This window comes from Shinella fusca (assembly GCF_014203155.1).
In the GTDB taxonomy this organism is placed as follows: Bacteria; Pseudomonadota; Alphaproteobacteria; order Rhizobiales; family Rhizobiaceae; genus Shinella; species Shinella fusca.
Map to the genome: position 1 here is coordinate 1 of NZ_JACHIK010000024.1, position 23,095 is coordinate 23,095.

At 66.3% G+C, this 23,095-nt stretch carries 21 protein-coding genes and 2 pseudogenes; 7 read left to right on the plus strand and 16 right to left on the minus strand.

What is annotated here, in order from left to right; translation table 11 throughout:
* Positions 1-216: 216 nt before the first annotated feature.
* Positions 217-2,778, minus strand: coding sequence for a GcvT family protein (locus HNQ66_RS21730; RefSeq protein WP_184146707.1), 2,562 nt, complete (start codon positions 2,776-2,778; stop codon positions 217-219).
* A 335-nt stretch (positions 2,779-3,113) separates the two neighbouring features.
* Here HNQ66_RS21730 and HNQ66_RS21735 point away from each other — a divergent pair, with 335 nt between their 5' ends.
* Positions 3,114-3,260 (plus strand): DUF1127 domain-containing protein, encoded by a 147-nt coding sequence (locus tag HNQ66_RS21735; protein ID WP_184146709.1) that lies wholly within the window; start codon positions 3,114-3,116, stop codon positions 3,258-3,260.
* A 490-nt stretch (positions 3,261-3,750) separates the two neighbouring features.
* On the opposite strand, the gene HNQ66_RS21740 is transcribed toward HNQ66_RS21735, so the two are convergent.
* The 11 genes and pseudogenes from HNQ66_RS21740 to HNQ66_RS21785 form a co-directional block, all read right to left on the minus strand.
* Complete coding sequence (locus HNQ66_RS21740; RefSeq protein WP_184146711.1) at positions 3,751-4,461, minus strand: ParA family protein; 711 nt, start codon at positions 4,459-4,461, stop codon at positions 3,751-3,753.
* 105 nt (positions 4,462-4,566) lie between these two features.
* A complete protein-coding gene (locus HNQ66_RS21745; RefSeq protein ID WP_184146713.1) occupies positions 4,567-5,658 on the minus strand; it encodes a protein-glutamate methylesterase/protein-glutamine glutaminase in 1,092 nt (363 codons plus the stop codon).
* The gene (locus HNQ66_RS21750) at positions 5,659-6,510 is read right to left on the minus strand and encodes a CheR family methyltransferase (RefSeq protein ID WP_184146715.1); all 852 of its coding nucleotides are present in this window, start codon (positions 6,508-6,510) and stop codon (positions 5,659-5,661) included.
* 17 nt (positions 6,511-6,527) lie between these two features.
* Positions 6,528-7,022, minus strand: coding sequence for a chemotaxis protein CheW (locus HNQ66_RS21755; RefSeq protein ID WP_184146717.1), 495 nt, complete (start codon positions 7,020-7,022; stop codon positions 6,528-6,530).
* Positions 7,023-7,024: 2 nt separating this feature from the next.
* Complete coding sequence (locus tag HNQ66_RS21760) at positions 7,025-8,830, minus strand: methyl-accepting chemotaxis protein (RefSeq protein ID WP_184146719.1); 1,806 nt, start codon at positions 8,828-8,830, stop codon at positions 7,025-7,027.
* Between the two features lie 185 nt (positions 8,831-9,015).
* Positions 9,016-10,143 (minus strand): annotated as a pseudogene (locus HNQ66_RS21765) (methyl-accepting chemotaxis protein); the annotation flags it as partial.
* A gap of 96 nt (positions 10,144-10,239) precedes the next feature.
* Positions 10,240-10,722: pseudogene (locus HNQ66_RS23830) on the minus strand (MCP four helix bundle domain-containing protein); the annotation flags it as partial.
* A 17-nt stretch (positions 10,723-10,739) separates the two neighbouring features.
* Positions 10,740-11,258, minus strand: coding sequence for a chemotaxis protein CheW (locus HNQ66_RS21770; RefSeq protein ID WP_184146723.1), 519 nt, complete (start codon positions 11,256-11,258; stop codon positions 10,740-10,742).
* Positions 11,255-13,249: a chemotaxis protein CheA gene (locus HNQ66_RS21775; protein ID WP_184146725.1), complete on the minus strand. Its 1,995-nt coding sequence runs from the start codon at positions 13,247-13,249 to the stop codon at positions 11,255-11,257. Before HNQ66_RS21775 ends, HNQ66_RS21770 begins: the two co-directional genes overlap by 4 nt.
* Positions 13,246-13,614 carry a response regulator gene (locus tag HNQ66_RS21780; protein ID WP_184146727.1) on the minus strand — a complete coding sequence of 123 codons (369 nt, stop codon included), beginning with the start codon at positions 13,612-13,614 and terminating at the stop codon, positions 13,246-13,248. Before HNQ66_RS21780 ends, HNQ66_RS21775 begins: the two co-directional genes overlap by 4 nt.
* The gene (locus HNQ66_RS21785) at positions 13,614-13,940 is read right to left on the minus strand and encodes an STAS domain-containing protein (protein ID WP_184146729.1); all 327 of its coding nucleotides are present in this window, start codon (positions 13,938-13,940) and stop codon (positions 13,614-13,616) included. The genes HNQ66_RS21780 and HNQ66_RS21785 overlap by 1 nt, the downstream gene beginning before the upstream one ends.
* 365 nt (positions 13,941-14,305) lie before the next feature.
* Here HNQ66_RS21785 and HNQ66_RS21790 point away from each other — a divergent pair, with 365 nt between their 5' ends.
* From HNQ66_RS21790 to modC, 4 genes are all read left to right on the plus strand, one after another.
* Positions 14,306-16,030: a hypothetical protein gene (locus tag HNQ66_RS21790; RefSeq protein ID WP_184146731.1), complete on the plus strand. Its 1,725-nt coding sequence runs from the start codon at positions 14,306-14,308 to the stop codon at positions 16,028-16,030.
* 134 nt (positions 16,031-16,164) lie between these two features.
* Positions 16,165-16,938 carry a molybdate ABC transporter substrate-binding protein gene (gene modA, locus HNQ66_RS21795; protein WP_184146733.1) on the plus strand — a complete coding sequence of 258 codons (774 nt, stop codon included), beginning with the start codon at positions 16,165-16,167 and terminating at the stop codon, positions 16,936-16,938.
* 301 nt (positions 16,939-17,239) lie between these two features.
* Positions 17,240-17,941, plus strand: coding sequence for a molybdate ABC transporter permease subunit (gene modB / locus HNQ66_RS21800; RefSeq protein ID WP_184146735.1), 702 nt, complete (start codon positions 17,240-17,242; stop codon positions 17,939-17,941).
* The gene (modC, locus tag HNQ66_RS21805) at positions 17,938-19,011 is read left to right on the plus strand and encodes a molybdenum ABC transporter ATP-binding protein (RefSeq protein WP_184146737.1); all 1,074 of its coding nucleotides are present in this window, start codon (positions 17,938-17,940) and stop codon (positions 19,009-19,011) included. Before modB ends, modC begins: the two co-directional genes overlap by 4 nt.
* Position 19,012: 1 nt before the next feature.
* Here the strand turns inward: modC and HNQ66_RS21810 are convergent, their stop codons facing one another.
* Together HNQ66_RS21810 and aptA are read right to left on the minus strand one after the other, a co-directional pair.
* Positions 19,013-19,372, minus strand: a complete 360-nt coding sequence (locus HNQ66_RS21810; protein ID WP_184146739.1) for a winged helix-turn-helix domain-containing protein — start codon at positions 19,370-19,372, stop codon at positions 19,013-19,015.
* A gap of 61 nt (positions 19,373-19,433) precedes the next feature.
* Complete coding sequence (gene aptA / locus HNQ66_RS21815; protein ID WP_184146741.1) at positions 19,434-20,771, minus strand: omega-aminotransferase AptA; 1,338 nt, start codon at positions 20,769-20,771, stop codon at positions 19,434-19,436.
* A gap of 145 nt (positions 20,772-20,916) precedes the next feature.
* Here aptA and HNQ66_RS21820 point away from each other — a divergent pair, with 145 nt between their 5' ends.
* Complete coding sequence (locus HNQ66_RS21820; protein WP_184146743.1) at positions 20,917-21,465, plus strand: cupin domain-containing protein; 549 nt, start codon at positions 20,917-20,919, stop codon at positions 21,463-21,465.
* Positions 21,466-21,509: 44 nt separating this feature from the next.
* Here the strand turns inward: HNQ66_RS21820 and HNQ66_RS21825 are convergent, their stop codons facing one another.
* Positions 21,510-21,692 (minus strand): YegP family protein, encoded by a 183-nt coding sequence (locus HNQ66_RS21825; RefSeq protein ID WP_184146745.1) that lies wholly within the window; start codon positions 21,690-21,692, stop codon positions 21,510-21,512.
* A gap of 95 nt (positions 21,693-21,787) precedes the next feature.
* Positions 21,788-22,075 (minus strand): hypothetical protein, encoded by a 288-nt coding sequence (locus HNQ66_RS21830; RefSeq protein ID WP_184146747.1) that lies wholly within the window; start codon positions 22,073-22,075, stop codon positions 21,788-21,790.
* 191 nt (positions 22,076-22,266) lie between these two features.
* Between HNQ66_RS21830 and HNQ66_RS21835 the strand changes: the two genes are divergently transcribed.
* On the plus strand, positions 22,267-22,980 hold the full coding sequence (locus HNQ66_RS21835; protein ID WP_184146749.1) for a hypothetical protein: 714 nt from the start codon (positions 22,267-22,269) through the stop codon (positions 22,978-22,980).
* Positions 22,981-23,095 lie beyond the last annotated feature (115 nt).

Below are 23,095 nucleotides of genomic sequence, written 5' to 3' on the forward strand. Positions count from 1 at the left end.
GCTCGGACACGGTCTCTGGCGACCTGGGATGACGAGGTACGCTGCCGCAACGCGAACATACAATATTCTCGCGCGATACACAGATAAGGATGACGGAGGAGAGGTGAGAGAGAGAGGGAGAGAGTAGGGGAGTGGAACGACCCCATAGGCATTCCCCAAAATGAAAAAGGGCGTGCCCGCTTCCGCCGGCACGCCCTTTTTTGATGGCTTTGCCGCTTACGTTCGCGGCTTCAGGTTCTCCGGGTCGTAGAGCGGCTTGTAGCCGATGCCGACCACCTCGACCGGATAGGTCTCGTCGAAGTACGAGATGTTGAGCTTGCGGCCTTCCTGGCAATAGGCCCACGGCAGGTAGGCGAGCGCGATGTTCTTGCCGATGGTCGGGCCGAAGGCGATGGAGGTCGTGTAGGAGCGGCGGCCGAGTTCGTCGACCAGCACCTCGCCCGTCTCGGGATCCATGACCGGCAGGTTGCCGAGCGGGTAGCGCTTCACGCCGTTCCTGTCGGTGTTCTCCGTCATGACGAGCGTGCAGAGCATGGCGGGCTGGTGGTCGCGCGCCTTGTATTCGAGGTGCTTGGCCTTGCCGCGGAAATCGGCTTCCTTGACCTTCGGGCGGGCAAGGTCGGCCTCGATGAGGTTGTACTGGGTGAGAAGGTCGGCGTTCTGGAGGCGCAGGCTCTTTTCCATGCGGCGCGAGTTGGCATAGGTCTCGACGCCGAAGGCCATGACGCCGGTGGCGCGCAGCGCATCCCAGACGGCAAGGCCGTCCTCGTACTTCATGTGCAGCTCCCAGCCCTGCTCGCCGACATAGGAGATGCGGAAGGCGGTGACGGGCTTGCCGGCGATCTCGATCTGCTTGATCGCGGCGAAGGCGAAGTTCTCCTGGTCGAGTCCTGCCGGGTCCGCCACCACCTTCTTGAGCGTCTCGCGGGCGTTCGGGCCCCAGATGCCGATGGTGATGAACTTCTCCGAGACGTCGGTGATGGTGACGTCGAGGCCGCGGTCCTCGGCGACGCGCTTCATGTAGTGGAAGTCGCGCGGGCCGGCATCGGCGCCGTTGACGAGGCGGCAGCGGTCCGCCATGCGGAAGACGGTAAAGTCGGCGCGCACCATGCCCTCGTCGTCGAGGAAGTGGGTGTAGATGCCCTTGCCGACATTGCCGTCGCCGCCGATCTTCGCCGCGCAGAGCCATTCCAGAAGCTCGACGTGGTCGGGGCCTTCGATATCGACCATGTGGAAATGCGAGAGGTTGACGATGCCGCAATCCTCGCTCATCGCCAGATGCTCGGCATTGGAGACGCGCCAGAAGTGGCGGCTGTCCCATTCGTTCTCGCGCACCGGCACGCGGTCGCCGTATTTTTCCAGAAGATGCTCGTTGGCCTTGTAGCCGTGCGCGCGCTCCCAGCCGCCGAGCTCCATGAAGTAGCCGCCGAGTTCCACTTCGCGCTCGTAGAAGGGCGAGCGCTTGACGCCCCGGCCGCTGGCATAGGGCTCGCGCGTGTGGACGGCCGGGAAGTAGATCTTCTGCGCGGCCTCGAAGGTGCGGCCCTCGATGAACTTCTCTTCGAGCTGGTGCGGGTAGAAGCGTGCGTAGTCGATCGAGTTGTGGTCGATCTCCGTGCGGCCGTCCGTCATCCAGTCGGCGATGAGCTTGCCGTAGCCGGGGCCGTCCTTGACCCAGATGGCGACGCAGTACCAGAGCCCGCGCACCTTCTGGCTCTCGCCGCAGGAGGGCCCGCCGGCGGCGGAGACCTGCAGCAGGCCGTTGAAGGAATGGCCCTCGTTATAGCCGAGCTCGCCGAGGATCGGCGTCAGCTCCATCGCCTTTTCGAGCGGTTCGATGATCTGCTCCATGTCGAGGTCGCGCTGCGAGGGCGAAAGGCGCGCCTCGTGCTTCTCGAGAATGTCGCGCGGGTGGCAGAGACGCGGATTGGTGGTCTCGTAGTAGCCCCACTCGATCTGGCCGCCCTCGGTGGTCTTCGGATCGCCCGTATCGCGCATATAGGCCGAATTGCCCTGGTCGCGCAGCAGCGGGAAGCCGATTTCCTTGCCGGTGCCTTCGAATTCGTTGTACGGGCCGAAGAAGGTCAGCGGATGGTCGACCGGCATGACCGGCAGGTCCTCGCCGACCATTTCGGCGATGAGGCGGCCCCAGATGCCGGCGCAGACGATGACGTGGTCCGCCATGATCGTGCCGCGATGGGTGACGACGCCCTTGATATGGCCGTTCTCGACGAGGAGCGAGGTTGCGGGCGTGTTGCCGAAGACCTGCAGCTTGCCGGATTTCTCGGCGGCGTCGACCAGCTTGCCGGCGACGGTCTGCGAGCGGGGAATGACGAGGCCGGCGTCGGGGTCGAAGAGGCCGCCCTGCACCTGGTCTTCCTCGATCAGCGGGAACATGTCCTTGATCTCGGACGGCGAGACATAGCGCGCGCGCGTGCCAAAGGCCTTGGCGGAGGAGAGCTTGCGCTTGATCTCTTCCATCCATGTATCGTCGCCCGTGCGGGCGACTTCGAGGCCGCCGATGCGGGCGTAGTGGCCCATCTTCTCGTAGAAATCGATGGAATACTGGGTTGTCCAGACCGAAAGGTAGTCGTGGCTCGTCGTGTAGCAGAAGTCCGAGGCATGCGCCGTCGAACCGATGTCGGTCGGGATGCCCGACTTGTCGATGCCCACGATATCGTCCCATCCGCGCTCGATGAGATGATGGGCGATGGATGCGCCCACGATGCCGCCCAGACCGATGATGACGACCTTCGCCTTTTGCGGAAACTCTGCCATTCTTGAGACCCCAATGAGAATTTGCGGCCGATTTTAGGGCCTCGCCCGGCGCCTGTGCAGCCTGTCTGCGACTCGTCCGCGACCAGTTCCGACAGTCTCCCGAGCAAGTCCCGGACCGGCGGCACGACCCTAGCGGATCGCCGGGGCGGCGCAACGCTTTTCGACCGGATCTCGGCAGGCCGAAGGGGCGGGCCTTTTACCCATGCGTCAGCTGCATGGGTGGCGTGCCGACTTGGCGCTGTTTCGCATCGCAGCATCGACGTATAAAGCACCCATCGAAAGACGCGGCGCCACGGATCGGTGCCGAACAGAGAGCCTCAGGAAAGGGGATCATCATGAACATGGCACGTTCCTTCAGCAATTGGCGCAAGTACCGTCAGACCATCAACGAACTCGACCGCATGACCGCCCGCGAACTCAGCGATCTGGGCATCGAGCGCTCGCAGATCAAGGCTGTCGCCCGCGCTGCCGTCGGCTTCTGAGCCGATACGCCGCAAGCCGGCAATTCCTGCAACGCCCGCCCTCCGGCGGGCGTTTTTGCATGTGCGAAGAAGCGAAGGCCGGCTAGGCCGATTCGGCATGATTGAGGCATACGCCAAGCGCATAACGCATAGCTGCCTTGCAAAACGATGCCTATGAAATAATCAGGAATCGCGTATAGTCATACTTATCGAAACAACGTACCTCCTCCCACGAAGTTTCGATGTTGCAGAAGGTCTACTCCTCCTCCCAAGACCGACTGCGGGAATGGCGACACTCCTCCTCCCAGTCGCCATTCGGTTCTATCGGAAAGCCTGCCGCCTCCTCCTCCCGCGGCAGGCTTTTCCATTTCAGGACCCAATTTCCCCGATGAGAAGACAGAACGGCAGCGGACGGGCCCGGCCCGGTGGCCATGCCGCGTGTGCGCAGAACGACGAATGCCCGGGGCAGGCCCGGGCATGATGCGGTTCTTCGCGGAAGTTGTGATTCGCCTCAGGCGACGTTTCGCAGCGGCGCCTTTCCGGACTGGCGGACGGCGGCCGGGATCTGCCGCAGCACTTCCAGCGCCAGCGCGCGGGCGTTCTCCTGCGCCTTGTCGAGGTTGCTGATGCGTTTCGCATCCATCGAATAGAGCGTGCCGGCGCAGCCGAAGATGTCGCGGAAGGCGGCGCGCTCGATGATCGGCGTTTCGAGCAGGTGCACGCGGCGGGCGGCGAGCAGGTCCTTCACCGCCTGCATGGCGCGCGTCGTCACCATAGAGTTGACGCGGGTGAGCACGACGGAATGGCGGATGCGGATATCGGCCTTGTCTTCCAGGTATTGCAGCAGCTCGATGACGTTCGCCCCGCCCTGGGCGTCCATGGCCGAGCCCTGCACGGGAATCAGCACGTAGTCGGCATGGCCGACGGCCTTGGCGAGCAGCGAGCTGCGCGAGCCGGGCAGGTCGACGAGCACGAAATCGGCGCGCGCCTTCTCCTCGGCCACCTGCCGGTCGATGGTGCTCATCGTCACATAGGGTACGACGGAAAGGCGGCCGCCGACGAGGCTGCCGGAATTCTCGTGCCAGCGGGTGATCCAGTGTTGGGGGTCGGCGTCGAGCACCGAGACGCGGAAGCCGAGGCGGGCAAGCTCGGTGGCGAGCAGCAGCACGGCGGTGGTCTTGCCGGCGCCGCCCTTGGTGTTGGCGAAGGTGATGACGGGCATGAGGCTCCCCGGAGGGTTGGCGAGCCGGTCATCGCTCGGAAGGAAGCACCCTGCATGGTGCGCCTCCATCCTCGCCAATCATGGTTAACAGCCGGTGAAAAACGCCTATCGGCGCCGGTCGGCGGCGAGGATTTCCCGGGCGATCTGGTCGAGCGGCAGGATCTTGTCGACCCCGCCATGGGCGATCGCCTCCTTGGGCATGCCGAAGACGACGGAGGAGGCCTCGTCCTGCGCCACGGTATAGGCGCCGGCCTGGTGCATCTCGGCCATGCCGCGCGCGCCGTCGTCGCCCATGCCGGTCATGATGACCCCCATGGCGTTGCCGCCGGCCGCGCGCGCGGCGGAGCGGAAGAGCACGTCGACGGAGGGCCGGTGGCGCGAGACAAGGGGGCCTTCGCGCACCGCGACATGGTAGCGCGCGCCCTGCCGCTCCAGCATCATGTGGCGGTCGCCGGGGGCGATCAGCACATGCCCGCGCAGGACGGGATCGCCATGCACGGCTTCCTTGACCTCCATCTCGCACAGGCTGTTCAGCCGCTTTGCGAAGGCGGCGGTGAACTTTTCCGGCATGTGCTGGACGATGACGATGCCGGGGGAGTTGGCCGGCAACTGCTCCAGCAGCACGCGCAGCGCCTCCGTGCCGCCCGTCGAGGCGCCGATGCAGGCGACCATCTCGGTCGTCTTGGCCATGGCGCGCCCGCTCGGCGGCGGCAGCACGGCATCGGCGGTGAGCTTCGCGCTCGGCCCGCTCGGGGCGGCGGCGGCGCGCCGGTTCGTGCCGAGCCGGGCGACGGCCGCGCCTTTCACCGCCTCGCGGATGCGCGTGCCCGATTCGGCAAGATGGTCCGCCGCGCCGATCCGCGGCTTGAGGATGATGTCGACGGCGCCGGCCTCCAGCGCCTGCATCAGCGTCTCGGAGCCCTCCTCGGTCAGCGAGGAGCACATGACGACGGGGATTGGCCGCTGCGACATGATCTTGCGCAGGAAGGTGATGCCGTCCATGCGCGGCATTTCCACGTCGAGCGTGATGACGTCGGGAATTTCCTCCTGGATCTTCCGCGCCGCCATGAAGGGGTCGGAGGCCGCGCCCATCACCTCGATTTCCGGATCCTCCTCCAGAACGCGGGTCAGCGCCTGGCGCACGCTCGCCGAGTCGTCGATGATGAGGACGCGGATCTTTTTTCCGGGCAGGGGCATTCAGATCTTCTTGAAAACCGTGTTGGCGACCTGGCGCACCGGCAGGCTGATGCCGGTGACCGTTTCGGAGTGGCCCACATAGAGGAAGCCGCCGGGGGCGAGGCAGTCGCACAGCCGCGACAGCACCCTGGCCTGCGTCGGCTTGTCGAAATAGATGAGCACGTTGCGGCAGAAGATCATGTGCATGGGGTCGCCCACCCTGTAGGCGTTGTCCATGAGGTTCATGCGCGCAAAGCCGATGGCCGAGCGCAGGCGCGGATGAATGCGCACCTCGCCCCGCCCGGCATCGCGCGAGACCATCACGTAGCGCCGCTGCATCTCCGCCGGCACCGGCTGGATCATGTCGCGCGGATAGACGCCGCGGCGGGCCGCGCCAAGTACGTCCGTCGAAAGGTCCGTGGCGAGGATGCGGTAGTCGATGCCCGACCGGCTCTCGACGAAATCCTGCATTACCATCGCCATCGTATAGGGCTCGGCGCCGATGGAGCAGGCCGCGCTCCACAGGCGCAGCCGCCGGTGGCCGGCCGCCGCAAGCTCCGGCAGGCCGACCTGCTCCATGAACTCGAAATGCTTGGGCTCGCGGAAGAAGTCCGTCTTGTTCGTCGTCACGGCGTCGATGAGGAAGATCGCCTCCTTCTCGATGCCGCCGTGCTTGAAGAGATAGTCGCAATAGGCGTTGAAGCTGGGAATGCCGGTCGCCCGGAGGCGCCGCCGCAGGCGGCCCTCCAGCATCGTCAGCTTGGTGATCGGCATCTTGATGCCGCTGTAATCGTAGATATAGCGCGACAGGGCCTCGAAATTCCGGCTGCTCAGGCCGTCTTCGCTCACCTGCGCCCGCAATGCTGCTCCCACACCCGTTCTCCCGGTTCTTATGCGGTGGCGGCGAGGCGGCCCGCCGAGCCCATCATCGCCACTTCCGCGCCGGAGAAGAGCCGCGCAAGATCGACGATGACGACGAAGCCGCCGTTGCGGCGCACCACGCCTGCAATGTAGTCGGAGGGCCAGCGCACGCCGATGTCCGGCGCGCCCTCGATCTCCTCGTCCCGGAAGGGAACGACCTCGTAGACCCGGTCGGCGACGAGGCCGAGGGTGAGGATTTTCTCACCGATCGGCACGTCGAGCACGAGCGCCCGCGTGTGCGGGGTCTTCTCGGTCTTCGACATGCCGAGGCGAAGGCGCAGGTCGATCACCGGCACGCCCTGGCCGCGCACGTCCCGAAGCCCCAGCAGGTAATCCGGCCCGTGCGGGATCTTGAAGGCGTCCTCGTGGTCGAGGATTTCGCGCACGACCGAGACGGGCACCGCGAAGACCTCGTTGTCGAGCGAGAAGGTGACGTACTGAGATTCGGAGGACGTGCCGGCCATGATCAAGCGCTTTCCCTGAAGTCTGCGTCGTCTGCATCCGGGCCGCCCATCGACATGTCGAGGGCAAAGCCGCGGGCGCGGGCCTGCTGGGCGTTGACGCTGTTGTCGGACTTGCGAACGGCCGCCGCGGCAGGCTTTGCGGCCGGGCGCGCGGCGTGGGATGCCGGGCGATGCTGGGCCGCGGCCGGGACGCCGGAGGCGCGGTCGACGCGGAAGAAGGCGATGGAGGTCTGGAGTTCCTCGGCCTGGGCGGCGAGTTCCTCCGATGTGCCGGACATCTCTTCCGAGGCGCCGGCGTTCTGCTGGGTCACCTTGTCGAGCTGCTGGATCGCCTCGTTGATCTGCGAGGCGCCGATGTCCTGCTCGCGGCAGGCGGCGGAAATCTCGGAAACCAGTTCGGCGGTCTTGCGGATGTCCGGCACCAGCCGGTTCAGCATCTCGCCCGCTTCCGTCGCGACGGAGACCGTCTGGCCGGAGAGCGTGCTGATCTCGGCGGCGGCCGCCTGGCTGCGCTCGGCGAGCTTGCGCACTTCCGACGCGACGACGGCAAAGCCCTTGCCGTGCTCGCCGGCGCGGGCGGCCTCGACGGCCGCGTTGAGGGCGAGAAGGTCGGTCTGGCGGGCGATCTCCTGCACGATGGAGATCTTCTCGGCAATGGTGCGCATGGCGCCGACAGCGCGGCCGACCGCCTCGCCGGAGGCCTCGGCATCCTTGGCGGACTGGCGGGCGATCTTCTCGGTCTGGGCGGCGTTGTCGGCGTTCTGCTTGATGTTCGCGGCCATCTCCTCCATCGAGGCGGAAGCCTCTTCGGCGGAGGAGGCCTGTTCCGTCGCACCCTGCGAAAGCTGCTCGGAGCTTGCCGAGAGTTCCTGGCTGCCGGAGGAGACATTGTTGGCGGCCGAGAGCGCATCTGCAACGACGCCGCGCAGGCGTTCCACCATGCTTTCGAGCGAAAGGCCGAGCGTGTCCTTGCCGGAAAGCGGCTTCGGCGTGACGGTAAGGTCGCCGTTGGCGATCTGGTCGGCGATGGTTGCCGTGTTGCGCAGGTTGCCGGTCATCACGTTGATCGTGTCGACGAGGTCCTTGATCTCGTCGTTCGTCTTGACCTCGACGCTCTTGTCGAGATCGCCGACGGCGACGGCCTCGGCGACGTCGCGGATCTTGCGCAGGCCGCCATTGATGCCGAGCGCGATCCAGACGGCGGCGCCGGTGGAAAGGATAAAGGCGGCAAGCGCGAGCGTGATGAGCGTGTAGAACGCCGTGTCGTAGCTGGCGTCGGCCACGCTGTCGGAATTCGTGATGGCCGCTTCGGTCAGGGCGGAAAGGCCCTTGGTCATCTCGTCGAGCTTGTCGGCGGCGACGGAGCCTTCGGTCTGGTTGACCTCCAGCGCCAGCTCGCGCTGGCCGGACGCCATGAGCGCGATGATCCTGTCGTTGATGGCGACGTAGTCGTCCCAGAAATCGCGGATGTCCTGCCACTTGGCCTTGAATTCGCCGGTCGCGTCGTTCTCGCCCTCGTTGAGGGCCTTCTCGAAGGCTTCGCGTTCGGCGGCAATGGTCGCCTTCGCCTTGTTGGTGCGCTCGAGCGAGTTGGCCATCAGCAGGTCGCCCTCGGCAAGGCCGAGGCCGTCGAAGGCGGCCGCAAGGTCGTTGGCGTAGTCGTCCTGTTCGATCGGGCCTTCGATGAGGTCGTTGCGCAGCGTGTTCATCGCGTCGAGCTCGCGGATGCCGATGCCGGCCGAAAGGCAAAGAAGGGCAATCAGGAAGCCGAAGGCAAGGCCCAGCTTCAGTTTGATGGTGAGGCGCATCCCGGAATCTCCTTGTCGCAGATGCCTGTTAAGGGCGGAGCGGCCGCGACCGCGGCGCTCCCATGCGTGAAGACCGATACACTCACCCTTCCGCGGGCTGCCATGCAGCCCTTGCGCCGGCGCCTACATGCGCCGGGTTGACTGGCGCGGCGCGTCCGTTGCCGGACGCGCCGCCATGACGATGATCAGGCGCTTTCGCGGAAGTCCGCGTCGTCGGCGTCCGGGCCGCCCATCGACATGTCAAGGGCAAAGCCGTTGGTGCGCGTTGCCTTGGCCGTTACCGGCGCCGGGCGCTGGGCCGGTGCTGCGGCGGGGCGCTTGACGGGGGCGGAGGTCGCCATCTTCGCGGCGGTGGCGCGCAGCTTGTCGGCGTGGCTCGGTTCCTTGCGGCCGACGGCGGCGCTGTCGACGCGGAAGAAGGCGATGGAGGCCTGAAGCTCCTCGGCCTGGGCGGCAAGCTCTTCCGAGGTCGCCGACATTTCTTCCGAGGCGCCGGCATTCTGCTGGGTCACCTTGTCGAGCTGCTGGATCGCCTCGTTGATCTGCGAGGCGCCGATGTCCTGCTCGCGGCAGGCGGCGGAAATCTCGGAAACCAGTTCGGCGGTCTTGCGGATGTCCGGCACCAGCCGGTTCAGCATCTCGCCGGCTTCCGTGGCGACGGAAACCGTCTCGCCGGAAAGGGCGCTGATCTCGGCGGCGGCCGCCTGGCTGCGCTCGGCGAGCTTGCGCACTTCCGAGGCGACGACGGCAAAGCCCTTGCCGTGCTCGCCGGCACGGGCCGCCTCGACGGCCGCGTTGAGGGCGAGAAGGTCCGTCTGGCGGGCGATCTCCTGCACGATGGAGATCTTTTCCGCGATCGTGCGCATCGCCGTGACGGCGCGCCCGACGGCAAGGCCCGAGGCTTCCGCGTCCTTGGAGGACTGGCGGGCGATCTTCTCGGTCTGGGCGGCGTTGTCGGCGTTCTGCTTGATGTTGGAGGCCATTTCTTCCATCGAGGCGGAGGCCTCTTCGGCGGAGGACGCCTGTTCCGTCGCGCCCTGCGAGAGCTGCTCGGAGCTTGCCGAGAGTTCCTGGCTGCCGGAGGAGACGTTGTCGGAGGCCGAGAGCGCATCGGCGACGACGCCGCGCAGGCGCTCGATCATCGTGTTGACGTGGCCGAGCAGGTCGCCGATCTCGTCGCGGGTGGTGATGTCGGCAAAGCGCGAGAGGTCGCCGTCCGCCACGTTCTGCACGGCGCCGACGGCACGGCCGAGGCCGCGGTTGATCGACAGCACGATCCAGAAGGCGGCGACGCCGGCGATCACGAAGGCGATGGACGCGACGGCGATCATGATCGTGCGGGTGCTCGCATACTGTGCCTCGGCCTGGTCGTCGGCCTCCTGAAGGCGGGATTGCTCGAGGTCGACCACTTCGGCGAGCAGGGCGTCGATATCGGTTGCGACGGTGCGCGCTTCCGACGACGAAACGCGAAGGGCGCCCGCGGCATCGCCCGCCAGCATCATGCTGCGGATGCGGTCGTCCTGCTGGCGGAACCGTGCGGTGAGCGCGTCGAGCTTGGTCCAGAAGGCCTTGCCCTGCTCGGTCGCCTTCGCCGTCACGTCCTGGAAGGCCGTGTCGAAGTCGGCGCGGGCCTTGTCGCTGACCGCGATATACTTGTTCGTCTCGGCGGTGCTGGCGGAAGACAGCATGTTCTTCTGCTGGCGGATCTGCTGGAGCTGCAGGATGTTGAGTTCCTGCGCGAGGCTGAGGCGCGCGGCCGGGCCCGTGATGACGTGGCCGAGCGTATCGTTGAGGGCGCCGAGGTTCACGATGCCGTAGCCGGCGGTGCCCGCCAGGATGGCCATGATGAAGCCGAAGGCCAGGAACAGTTTGAGTTTGATGGTGAAGCGCATGGGTCTCTCCTCGGGGCCTAGTTCGGCGCTTGGGTCGTGCCGGCGCGGTCTTTCCTTGAGGAGAAGATCGCATGCAGGTTCGGGACGATGATGAATTCGCCGCCGCGCTTGACGAGGCAGCTTATGTAGTCGGCGCGCCAGCGCATGCCCACGCTCGGCGGCGCTTCGCTGGCAAGGCGCGGAAGCATGGTGACTTCGTTGACCTTGTCGGTGCGGATGCCGATCAGCGTCGGTTCGTCGTCGAGGTCGAGTTCGATGACGATGATGCGGCTGTCGATGGTGGTGTCCGTGGCGTCCATGCCGAAGGCGAGGCGGATGTCGGCGAGCGGGATCACCTTGCCGCGGAAGTTGATGACGCTGGAAACGAAGGGCTTGCTGCCGGGAACATGGGTTTCCGGCAGGAGATCGAGGATTTCCTGCACCACGATCGCCTCGATGGCGAAGGTCTCGCCGTTGAGGTTGAAGGTGAGGACGGACAGGTCCTCCTCCTCGCCCCAGATCGCGTCGTAGTCGATTTTCCGTGCTGCTTCGCTCATCCTGCCGCGCGCAATTGCGCCTCCTGGTGCTGGCCGGCTGCGACCAGATGTGTGACGTCGAGGATCAGCGCGACGCTACCGTCCCCGAGGATGGTCGCGCCCGAGAAGGTGGCGACGTCATGGTGCAGCTTGGACATGGATTTGATGACCGTCTGGTGGTCGCCGATGATCTGGTCGACGACGAGGCCCACCCGCTCGGCGCCCGTCGAGATGACGACCACCTTCTGGTGCGGATCGGGCTCGGTGCCGGTGCGGAAGAGCTCGCGCAATCTCAGGAACGGCACGAGGCTGTCGCGCAGCGAGATGAAGGAGCGCCCGCGCGAGCGCAGGTCGTCTTCGAGCGAGAGTTCGAGGCATTCCTCGACCGCCGAGAGCGGGATGACGTAGCACCCCTGCCCGACGCGCACGAGCAGGCCGTCGATGATGGCGAGCGTCAGGGGAATGCGCAGCGACACTTCCGAGCCGTCGCCCGGCTTGCTGGTGATGTCGATCGCCCCGCGCAGCGCCTCCACCGTCTTCTTCACCACGTCCATGCCGACGCCGCGGCCGGAAAGGTTGGTGACGGTCTGGGCGGTGGAAAAGCCGGGCTGGAAGATGAGCTGCAGCAGCTCCTGGTCCATCAGCATCGCGCCCGGCTGGATGAGGCCGGAGGCCTCCGCCTTGGCGCGCACGCGCTCGCGGTTGATGCCGCGCCCGTCGTCCTTGATGGTGATGATGACCTCGCCGCCCGTCTGGTGCGCCGAAAGGATGACCTTGCCCTTCGGCTCCTTGCCGGCGGCGATGCGCTCCTCGGGTTTTTCCAGGCCGTGGTCGATGGAGTTGCGCACGAGGTGGACGAGCGGATCGGCGAGCCGGTCGATGACCGTCTTGTCGACCTCCGTGCTCTCGCCCTCGGTGACAAGCTCGATTTCCTTGCCGGTCTCGCGCGAAAGATCGTGCACGAGGCGGCGGAAGCGGCTGAAGAGGCTGGCGACGGGCATCATGCGCAGCACCATCATCGTGTCGCGCAATTCGCCGGAAAGCCGCTCGATCTCTTCCGAGACGGAGCGAAGGCCGAGGTCCGCCGCCGTGCCGGCAAGCTGGGTGAGGCGCGACTGGGCGATGACGAGCTCGCCGACGCGGTCCATCATCTCGTCGAGCCGTTCGGCCGGAACGCGCACGTTCTCCGCCGACTTCGCCTGCTTGGAATCGCTCACGGCCTGCGCGGCCGGCGCCTCGCGCTCGGCGGGCTTTGCCGCGGGCGCTTCCACGGGGGCGGGAGCCGGCTGTTCGACGGCGATCTCGGTGATCTCCAGCTCCATATCGTCCATGACGAAGATGAAGACGTCCTCGATGTCGCTGCGCGGCTTTTCGCTCCTGAGCGTCACGTCCCAGGCAAGATGGATGTCGCGCGGGTCGAGCGCGGCAAGCACCGGCACCTTTGCGGCGTCCGCGACGATGCGGCATTCGCCGAGGTCGCGCATCTCGTCGAGAAGGCCGAGCGGGTTGGTGCCGTTCGCCATGGCATTGGCCGGCAGGCTGAAGCGGATGCGCCATTCGCGCATGCCGCCGGCGGCTTGTGCGGCGGGCGCGGAAACCGCAGCGGCGGCCGCGACGGCCGGGGCAGGAGCGCCCGCGCCGCCGTTGACGGCCCGGTGCAGGTTGTCGAGCAGGGTCGCGCTCATCGCGTCGTGGTCGCCGTTCGGCGTTTCCAGGAGCGCGCGCATGTGGTCCTGCGCGGAAAGGACCGCGGAGACCAGTTCGTGCGTCGCGGGCACGTCGCCCTTGCGCACCCGGTCGAAGGCGGTCTCGCAATGGTGGGTGAAGGCGGCCAGCGCGTCGAAGCCGAACATCGCGCCGGAGCCCTTGAGCGTGTGCAGCCCGCGGAACACGGCGTCGATCCGGTCTCGGTCGTCGAGGCTGCGCGTCAGGTCAAGAAGGCCGGACTCGATCTGTTCCAGCAGTTCGGCCGCTTCTGTCCGGAAGACGGAGATCGGGTCCGGGTTGCTCATTTTCCGAGGACCTTCCTGGCGATCTTGACGAGGCTTTCCGGATCGAACGGCTTGGTGAGCCAGCCCGTGGCGCCGGCGGCCTTCGCCTGCGCCTTCAGCTCGCCGTCGGATTCGGTGGTGAGGAAGATGACCGGCACGCCCGTATGCGCGGGCAGCTTGCGCAGCTCGCGGATCATGGTGAGGCCGTCCATGTTCGGCATGTTGAGGTCGGTGACGACGAGGTCGTATTCGCCGGCCTTCAGCTTGTTGAGGCCGTCGAGGCCGTCGACCGCCTCTTCCACCGTGTAGCCGGCATTGCCGAGCGTCACCCGCGTCGTCAGGCGGATGCTGGCGGAATCGTCGACGGTCAGGATTTTTGCGGTCATCAATTCTTCTCCTGATGCAACCAGAAATGTGCGGCCTCGGGCGTCATCGCGTCGAGGAAGCCGCCACGCTTCAGCACGTCGTAAAGGTCGCCCGCGGCCGGGCGGGCAAGTAGAAGGCGGCCTTCGCCGGCTTCCGCCTGCTTGCGGGCGGACACGACGAGCTGCACGAAGCTGAGATCGACCTGTGCCTCTTCGTCGATATCAAGTACCGCGGTCGAATTATTGTTCATGAAGTCCAGAATCATCTCCCGGACAGCCGATATATTCTTGATCGTGAGCGACGCCGGTAAGGTTAACGGCGCGTCACCGGGCAGGGTGATGGACATGGCGGCCCCGGTAGTCCTTCTGACACAGAGTATTTCCCGCGTCAGAATCGCCGATCAGGTTTAATGAACGGTAAATCCCGGTTGAGTCTTTCAGCCCATGGTAGTCGGCGGGCAAGCGATGCAACACCTGACGTTACGGAAGGGAAATATGATAAACTATTATTTTTAAATAGTAATCCGAAAAGTTAGATATAAGTGATATCATTTATAAATCCCTAATTCTGAGGGTGTCTGCATCCCGCGGTAGAAGGGCCCGAACCGGGCTTGACGGGCCTCGTTTTACTTTATGAGAAATCGCGAATTTACTGGCCGTTACCTTGTTGCCCATAGGCTTCGGGCAGGATTTCTTGCGGATGGGGTATGGCGTGTCAGGAGCAGCAAGCGTAGCGCGGGTGGAGCGGCAGACGGCGGAGACGGATCTCGTCTCGCGCCTCGAAGGCGCCCGGTCCCGCATCGAGCAGCGTTTCCTCGATGGTGGCGTCGTGCTCCTGTCCGTTCTGGACGTACTGAACCGGCTGGTTGCATCGCTGGAGAACCTTTCCGGCTCGCTCGACGAGGAGACCGCCGCGGCGACCACCGGCCGGCTGACGGCCACCGTCGAGCGGCTCACCGCCCTGCCGGGCATCGAGGAGACGCGCCAGCAGCGCCTTGCCGCCGTCGCCGTCACGGAAAAGTCGCTCGGCGGCTACATCGCGACCATGCAGGAGACGCTGCGCTACCTGCGCACCTTCGCCACCACCGCCAAGATCACCGGCGCGGCCATCCCCGATTTCGCCGGTTTCGCCGAGGAGATCCTTGAGCGCATCCAGTTCGGCACGCGCGAGGTCAACGCGCTCGGCGCGAAGATTTCCACGCTCGCCGGCGTGATCGGCGCGGCCTCGGCCGGCGGCGGGGAGGCGCTGGAGCGCTTCCGCCGCAGCGTGCCCGATATCGCCGGCAACCTCTCGCGCAATGCCGCCGACCTCACCGGCCAGCGCCGCCATCTCTCGCAGCTTGCCGCCCGCGTCGGCACCTCCGCGCGCCAGGTACAGGGCAAGGTCGCCACCACGCTTTCCTCCATGCAGATCGGCGACATCACGCGCCAGCGCATCGAGCATTGCCAGTCCGCCTTCGCCTTCCTCGACGAGTATCTTTCGGCCGGCACGCTGGACGGCGAGAGCGGCGAACGCCTCACGGCGCTCGTGCGCTGCCTCGTGCACGACCAGCTCGTGGAGATCGCCCGCGATTTCGAGCGCGAATGCAGGACGGTCGTCGGCACGATCCGCAGCTTCGGCGGGGATATCGATGCGCTGATGGCGCTGCACGGCGGCATGGATTCGGCCGACGGCCGCTCGGCGGACCGCGCCATGCGCACGCTGGAGGCCGATATCGCGGCCGCCCGCGCCGTGGTGCAGGAGATCGAGCTTGCCGCCGGCAAGGCCAACGCGCTCGGCTCCGGCACCGTCGAGACGGTGCAGGAACTCCTGAAGGGCGTGAAGACCATCCAGCTCGTGCGCACCGACATCCACTACATGGCGCTCAACACGAACCTGCGCTGCAGCAAGCTCGGCGAAGAGGGCAGGGCGATCAACGTGGTCACCGCGGAGCTGCGCACCTTCTCCGCCCAGCTCGATGAGACCGCCGAACACATCCTCGCCGCCCTCAAGTCGCTGGAGCTCGATGCCGGCAAGCTCGGCGAGGCGGGCGCGGCCGCCGGCGGCTCGCTCGACGCGCATCTCGAGGACGTGCTCGACCATATCCGCCGGGCGGGCGACCGCATGGAAGAGGACATGGCGGCGCTGCGCGCCTGCGGCGCGGACGTCTCGGCAAAGGCCGGCAAGACGATCGCCGACCTCGATTTCAATGCCGAACTCGGCGACGTGCTGGCCGACTGCGCGGCGCGTGCCGGCGAGCTGACCGGCCCCGGCCTTCCCGAGACCGCCGGCCTCGAAGAGGCGATGGCCGAGCTCGGCGGGCGCATCGCGCGCACCTACACCATGGTCTCCGAGCGCGAGGTCCATGCCCGCCTCTTCGGCACACCCGTGGATGCCCCGGCCGCCCCCGTCGCGCCCCAGAGCGACGACGAGCTTTTCGACGACGCCCTGTTCTGATCCGGCACCTTCCCTCCGGTTTGCCTGAGGCATTTTCCCTATATTTTTGAAAATATAGCGCTGGCAAAGCCGCGAGCGTCGATATATTCAATGCAATATTACGCTGCCGGAAGGCAGGAAAAGGGAGAACAGGAATGAACCGTCGTCTGCTTTTGAAACTGGTCGTCGCCGCCTTTGCCGCGCTGCCGCTCGCCCTGCCGGCCGCCGCCGCCGACAAGGTCACCGTCTTTGCCGCCGCGAGCATGAAGAACGCGCTCGATGCCGCCAATGCCGAATGGCAGAAGGAAACCGGCAACGAGACGACCGTCTCCTATGCCGCAAGCTCGGCGCTCGCCAAGCAGATCGAGGCGGCGGCCCCCGCCGATCTCTTCATCTCGGCAGACCTTGCCTGGATGGATTATGTCGCGGAAAAGAAGCTGATCAGGGAAGATACCCGCTCCAACCTCCTCGGCAACCGCATCGTGCTGATCGCGCCGAAGGACAAGGCCGACAAGGTCGAGATCAAGGAAGGCTTCGACCTTGCCGGCCTTATCGGCGACGGCAAGCTCGCCATGGGCGCGGTCGATAGCGTGCCGGCCGGCAAGTACGGCAAGGCGGCGCTCGAAAAGCTCGGCATCTGGTCCTCGGTCGAGGGCAAGGTGGCCGGCGCCGAGAGCGTGCGCGCCGCGCTCGCCCTCGTCTCGCGCGGCGAGGCGCCCTACGGCATCGTCTACCAGACGGACGCCGCGGCCGATCCGGGCGTCGCCATCGTCGGCGCCTTCCCGGAAGACAGCCACCCGCCGATCATCTACCCGGTCGCCATCCTCGCCGATTCCAAGAGCCCGGCGGCGAGCGCCTATCTCGACTTCCTGAAGTCCGACAAGGCCGCGCCGTTCTTCACCGAGCAGGGATTTACCGTCCTGAAATAGGGCAGATTCGCGAAAGCCCCGGATACTAGCCTGATGGGGCTGTGGGTATTCGGGGCGCTATGGGGCCTGGGGCACTGAGGGCATTGGGGCACCGAGACCGCACCTCCTCTCCAACGTCATCCTCGGGCTTGACCCGAGGATCCACCGCCTCACCCGCGGCATGGATCCTCGGGTCAAGCCCGAGGATGACGGAGGCGAGAGGGAGGAGGGAAGCAGAAACGGGAAGTAGGGAAGGGGGGCGCTTTACTCTTCCACCCGGCTCCAGATACCAGGGGCCATTCGCATTTCGAAGGAAGACGCATTGGACTGGCTGGCCTTGAGCGCGGAGGAATGGACGGCGATCCGGTTGAGCCTTCGGGTCTCGGCGGTGGCCGTGGTCGTCAGCCTGCCGCTCGGCATCCTCGTCGCGCTGGCGCTCGCGCGCGGGCGCTTCTGGGGCAAGTCGCTTCTGAACGGCATCGTCCACCTGCCGCTCATCCTGCCGCCGGTCGTCACCGGCTTCATCCTGCTCGTCCTGTTCGGCCGGCGCGGGCCCGTCGGTTCCGTGCTCGACGAGTGGTTCGGCATCGTGCTGTCCTTCCGCTGGACCGGTGCGGCGCTCGCCTGCGGCGTCATGGGCTTTCCGCTGATGGTGCGCTCCATACGCCTGTCCATCGAGGCGGTTGACCGCAAGCTGGAGGAAGCGGCCGGAACGCTCGGCGCAAGCCCGCTCTGGATCTTCCTCACCATCACCCTGCCGCTCATCCTGCCCGGCGTCATCGCCGGCATGATCCTTTCCTTCGCCAAGGCCATGGGCGAGTTCGGCGCCACCATCACCTTCGTTTCCAACATTCCCGGCGAGACGCAGACCCTGTCGGCCGCCATCTACACCTTCACGCAGGTGCCGGGGGGCGACGCGGGGGCGCTGCGCCTCACCGTCGTCGCCATCGCCATTTCCATGGTCGCGCTGCTCGCCTCGGAAATCGTCGCCCAGCGCCTCGGCCGCAAGGTGCATCTCGAATGAGCCTCGTCGTCGACATCCGCCACAAGCTCGGCACCTTCACGCTGGACGCCGCCTTCACCTCCGAGGGGGGCGTGACGGCCCTCTTCGGCCGCTCCGGCTCGGGCAAGACCTCGCTCGTGCGCATCATCGCCGGCCTTGCGCGCCCGGTCGAGGGCCGCGTGGTGCTCGACGGCGACGTGCTGGTCGATACCGCCCGCGGCCGCTTCGTGCCGCCGCACCGCCGCCGCTTCGGCTATGTCTTCCAGGAGGCGCGGCTCTTTCCGCATCTCACCGTGCGGCAGAACCTCCATTACGGCCGCTGGTTCTTGCCGAAGGGCGCGCGCACGGAAAACGCCGACCGCGTCATCGACCTCCTCGGCATCGCGGACCTTCTCGACCGCCAGCCGGCCAACCTTTCCGGCGGCGAGAAGCAGCGCGTCGCCATCGGCCGGGCGCTGCTCTCCTCGCCGCGCCTCCTCCTGATGGACGAGCCGCTCGCCGCGCTCGACGAGGAGCGCAAGGGCGAGATCCTGCCCTATCTCCAGCGCCTGCGCGACGAAGCGGGCGTGCCCATCGTCTATGTCAGCCATTCGGTGGCGGAAGTGGCGCGCCTCGCCGACCGCGTCGTGCTGATGGCGGACGGGCGCGTCGAGGCCGTCGGCCCGGCCTCCGATGTGCTCGGCGGCCCGCGCCTTGCCTCCGCCGCCGACCGCCGCGAGGCCGGCAGCGTGCTTGCCGGCCATGTCGAGGCGCGCGATGCCGAACACGGCCTTGCCGCGATCCGCCTTGCCGGCGGCGCGGCGATCCTCGTGCCGGGCGCTGCCGTCTCGCCCGGCGAGGCGGTGCGCCTTCGCATTCCCGCCCGCGACGTCATGGTGGCGACGGTGCGCCCGGAAGGCCTCAGCGCCCTCAACATCCTCGATGGGGTCATCGACGCCATCGAACCGGACGGGGAGGGCATGGCGAGCCTTTCCATTGCCTGCGGCGGCGATCACGTCCGCGCCCGCATCACGGCGCTCTCGGTCGAACGCCTCGGCCTTGTCACCGGCAAGCCGGTGCACGCCGTCATCAAGACGGTGGCGCTGGAATAGATCAGTCCGAAAGGTTGGCGACGATCCAGCCGATGTCGTCCGCAAGCGCCGCCTGCGCCTTTTCTTCCATGGCGTGATAGTGGGCGATCAGCGCCTCGCCGAAGGGCGTCAGCAGCGCGCCGCCGCCCTGCTTGCCGCCGCGCTGGGATTCCACCACCGGCTGGCGGAACATCCGGTTCATCTCGTCGACGAGCAGCCAGGCCCGGCGATAGGACATGTCCATGGCCCGCCCGCCGGCGGAGATCGAGCCGGTCTCCTTGATATGCGAAAGCAGCTCTATCTTGCCGCGCCCGATTCGCCCCTCCGGCTCGAACTGGAGCCGGAAGATGAGTTTCGGTTCGATTTTGGCGGCTGCTGGCATGAAACTGGGCCCGTCATGGATGAGGGGCCCAGATATAACAGCGTTTTCAAGCGAGGAAAGGTCAGGCGGCGCGCTTCAATGCATCGCCGAGGATCGAGACGATATCCTCGAAGTGCTTCTTCTCGGCGATCAGCGGCGGCGAGAAGGCGATGATGTCGCCGGTGACGCGGATGAGCAGGCCCTTCTCGAAGCAATCGACGAAGACGTCGTAGGCGCGCGCGCCCGGCTTGCCTTCGCGCGGGGCAAGCTCGATGCCGGCGATGAGGCCGATCGTGCGGATGTCGATGATGTGCGGCAGGCCCTTCAGCGAGTGCATCGCCTCATGCCAGTCGTCCTGCAGGTCGGCAGCCCGGGTGAACAGGCCCTCGTCGCGGTAGATGTCGAGCGTGGCGAGACCCGCCGCGCAGGCTGCCGGATGGCCCGAATAGGTGTAGCCGTGGAAGAGTTCGATGGCGTTTTCCGGGCCCTGCATCAGCGCGTCGTGCACCTTGCGGCTGGAGAAGACCGCGCCCATCGGGATCGCGCCGTTGGTCAGCCCCTTGGCGGTGGTCACGATATCCGGCGTCACGCCGAAATAATCGGTGGCGAAGGCGGCACCGAGGCGGCCGAAGCCGGTGATGACCTCGTCGAAGATGAGAAGGATGCCGTGCCTGTCGCAGATCGCGCGCAGCTTTTCGAGATAGCCCTTCGGCGGGATCAGCACGCCCGTTGAGCCGGCGACGGGCTCCACGATGCAGGCCGCGATGGTTTCCGCGCCATGCAGGCCGACGAGCCGTTCCAGATCGTCCGCAAGGTCCGCGCCATGCTCGGGCTGGCCCTTCACATAGGCGTTCTTCGAAAGGTCGTGCGTGTGGCGCAGGTGGTCGGAGCCGGGAAGCTGCGGGAAGACGCGGCGGTTGGAGACGATGCCGCCGACCGAGATGCCGCCGAAGCCGACGCCGTGATAGCCGCGCTCGCGGCCGATGAGGCGCGTGCGCGTGCCCTGGCCGATGGCGCGCTGGTAGGCGATGGCGATCTTCAGCGCGGTGTCGACCGATTCGGAGCCGGAACCCGTGTAGAACACGCGGTCGAGCTTGGCGCCTTCCGGGCCGGGCGCGATCTCGGCGAGGCGCTCGGCAAAGTCGAAGGCGATGGGATGGCCCATCTGGAAGGAGGGCGCGAAATCCATCTGCGTCAACTGCCGCTCGACGGCGGAGGCGATCTGCCGGCGCCCGTGCCCGGCATTGACGCACCAAAGGCCCGCCGTGCCGTCGAGCACCTGCCGGCCGTCGGCGCTGGTGTAATACATGCCTTCGGCGGCGGCCAGCAGGCGCGGCGCGGCCTTGAACTGGCGGTTGGCGGTAAAGGGCATCCAGTAGCTGTCGAGCACCGGTGCGTTGGGCTTGTTGTGAACGTTCATGGCAGAACTCCTCTCGTTAAAATGATTGACGCCATGATTTGTCAAAGCGAACAAGTCCTTTTCTTGTTGACGCCAAACGTTTGAAAAGAAAGGATATGGGAGAGGCGATTTTCGCTATTTCGAACATCTGGAACACGAGGATGTCATGTCCGTCGATATCGGGGGCAGGCTGCGCCACCTGCGCATGGCCCACAATCTCTCCCAGCGCGAGCTCGCCAAACGCGCGGGCGTTACCAATTCGACGATCTCGCTGATCGAATCGAACGCCTCCAATCCCTCGGTCGGGGCCTTGAAGCGCATCCTCGACGGCATCCCCATCGGGCTTGCCGAATTCTTCGCCTTCGAGCCCGACCGCCCGAAGAAGGCCTTCTACCGGGTGGACGAGCTGACGGAGATCGGCAAGGGCGGCATTTCCTACCGCCAGGTGGGCGACAACCTCTTCGGCCGCAGCCTGCAGATCCTGAAAGAATGCTACCAGCCGGGCGCCGACACCGGAAAGGTGCCGCTGGTCCACGACGGCGAGGAGGGCGGCATCGTGCTCTCCGGCCGGCTCGAGGTGACGGTGGACGACGAGCGCCGCATCCTCGGCCCGGGCGATGCCTATTATTTCGAGAGCCGCCGGCCGCACCGTTTCCGCTGCGTCGGGCCGGTGCCCTGCGAGGTCATCAGCGCCTGCACGCCGCCGACCTTCTGAAAGAGAAAAGCCCGCCGGTGGGCGGGCTTTCGGGGCGGGGCCGGTCAGGCCTGCGAATTGTCTTCCACCGGCGCGCCGGGGCCGTTCTTCTTGATCGAATCGATGGCGTTCTGCGCGCTGGCCTTGCTCGCATAGCCCTCGGTCGAGAACATCACTTCGCTGTTATACTTGAAGCGAACCCGGTATTCGCCAGCCTTGTCCTTGTAGATCTCGAACTTGTGGGCCATGGGCTTCTCCCTCCGGCAAGTGTGAATCGTGCGGTTGCACCGTGCCAGCAGAGCAAATCGCTGGCAAGTCTCCGGCCGCAGGATTTATACCTTCCTCAGGCCGCTTTCCTTTTCCGAAGGCCGATGAAGGTGACGGCGCCGGCGGCAAGGCCGTAAAGCACCCACATGAACGGCAGGAGATCGGCCGTCTCGCTGCGGATCGGCAGCACGGCCACGGTGCCGGGAGACGATTCGTAACCGGCCTTTCCTTGCGTCTTCGCATCGGCGATCTGCCGGGGAGAAACCTCCCATTCCGCGCCGCGCCAGGTGTCGAAGGCCATCTTGCCGCCGCCGACGGCGAGGGCGACGAGGGCGGAGAGGAGAAGGTTTCGGGTCATCGACATCGTTGTTTTTCCTTCTGATTTTCGCGGAAGGACATAGGCGGCGGGCGAAGCGAAGGCAAGCGGCAGGCCCACACGCCTGGCGTGCGAAAGAGGGTTTCATTAACCATGTTCTGCCAAAAGAAGGGGATGGCGGCTCCTGGAGGTGGCGATGTTCTGCCAAAAGAAGGGGATGGCGGCTCCTGGAGGTGGCGATGGCGTCGAGACCCTGGATTGCGGCAACGGTCGTTGCCGCCTTCATCCCCGCACCGGCCCTTGCCGACGATACGGGTTTTTTCGCCGGCCTCGACCTTTCCGGCGGCGCGGCCTTCGGCTCGTCCGGCACGACGGACGGCGGCGCGCCCTGGGCGGGCGGCGGCGTGGTCGGCAACGTCAAGTTCCATGGCGCCGTCGGGATCGGCGGCGAGATCGGCTACAGGTTCGATCCTGCCCTGTCCGCATTCGTCAGCTACCGGCACAGCCAGGGAGGCGTGAACTGGGACGTGGACTTCCCCGCCTTCGGCATCGTTTCCGGCTTCGAGGGCACCGCCGTCAGCGACGCCGTCATGGCGAACCTCAGCTACGATTTCGCGCTTTCCGGCGACACGACCCTCAGGGCTTCGGCCGGGGTGGGGCTCTCGTTCAACACCCTTTCCGACGTGGTGGAGAAGGACGGGGCATCGGGCCTGTTCCTGGCCGATATCGCCGGGCACACCCATGTCAGCCCCGCGGCCCAGCTCGGCGCCGGGATCCGGCACAGGCTGACACGAAACGCAATCCTCGGCCTCGACGCCGCGCTCAGCTACAACGGCGGCTTTGCGACGGGCACCACGAGAAGTGGCAACCTCGGCGTCACGCCGATCAATCCCTACGGGATCGACGACGTCTGGCGCGCAAACATCGGCGCATCGCTGCGCTTCGAATTCTAAACCCCCGCCTCATCGCCGAACACGGCCTGCCGCGCCGGTTGCCGATGGCTCGCGTTGTGGGGCGCGGCCACGAGAATCCGTAGGGTGTGCAAGCGTATTTTGTCGCCGGAAGCGG

Coding starts and splice junctions, on each gene's coding strand:
- HNQ66_RS21780 (WP_184146727.1), bottom strand. CDS start 13,614: ATGACCGCAAAAATCCTGACCGTCGACGATTCCGCCAGCATCCGCCTG.
- HNQ66_RS21730 (WP_184146707.1), bottom strand. CDS start 2,778: ATGGCAGAGTTTCCGCAAAAGGCGAAGGTCGTCATCATCGGTCTGGGC.
- HNQ66_RS21760 (WP_184146719.1), bottom strand. CDS start 8,830: ATGCGCCTCACCATCAAACTGAAGCTGGGCCTTGCCTTCGGCTTCCTG.
- HNQ66_RS21735 (WP_184146709.1), top strand. CDS start 3,114: ATGAACATGGCACGTTCCTTCAGCAATTGGCGCAAGTACCGTCAGACC.
- HNQ66_RS21820 (WP_184146743.1), top strand. CDS start 20,917: ATGTCCGTCGATATCGGGGGCAGGCTGCGCCACCTGCGCATGGCCCAC.
- HNQ66_RS21835 (WP_184146749.1), top strand. CDS start 22,267: ATGGCGTCGAGACCCTGGATTGCGGCAACGGTCGTTGCCGCCTTCATC.
- HNQ66_RS21810 (WP_184146739.1), bottom strand. CDS start 19,372: ATGCCAGCAGCCGCCAAAATCGAACCGAAACTCATCTTCCGGCTCCAG.
- HNQ66_RS21770 (WP_184146723.1), bottom strand. CDS start 11,258: ATGAGCGAAGCAGCACGGAAAATCGACTACGACGCGATCTGGGGCGAG.
- HNQ66_RS21785 (WP_184146729.1), bottom strand. CDS start 13,940: ATGTCCATCACCCTGCCCGGTGACGCGCCGTTAACCTTACCGGCGTCG.
- HNQ66_RS21830 (WP_184146747.1), bottom strand. CDS start 22,075: ATGTCGATGACCCGAAACCTTCTCCTCTCCGCCCTCGTCGCCCTCGCC.
- aptA (WP_184146741.1), bottom strand. CDS start 20,771: ATGAACGTTCACAACAAGCCCAACGCACCGGTGCTCGACAGCTACTGG.
- HNQ66_RS21740 (WP_184146711.1), bottom strand. CDS start 4,461: ATGCCCGTCATCACCTTCGCCAACACCAAGGGCGGCGCCGGCAAGACC.
- HNQ66_RS21825 (WP_184146745.1), bottom strand. CDS start 21,692: ATGGCCCACAAGTTCGAGATCTACAAGGACAAGGCTGGCGAATACCGG.
- HNQ66_RS21745 (WP_184146713.1), bottom strand. CDS start 5,658: ATGCCCCTGCCCGGAAAAAAGATCCGCGTCCTCATCATCGACGACTCG.
- HNQ66_RS21755 (WP_184146717.1), bottom strand. CDS start 7,022: ATGGCCGGCACGTCCTCCGAATCTCAGTACGTCACCTTCTCGCTCGAC.
- HNQ66_RS21775 (WP_184146725.1), bottom strand. CDS start 13,249: ATGAGCAACCCGGACCCGATCTCCGTCTTCCGGACAGAAGCGGCCGAA.
- modC (WP_184146737.1), top strand. CDS start 17,938: ATGAGCCTCGTCGTCGACATCCGCCACAAGCTCGGCACCTTCACGCTG.
- modA (WP_184146733.1), top strand. CDS start 16,165: ATGAACCGTCGTCTGCTTTTGAAACTGGTCGTCGCCGCCTTTGCCGCG.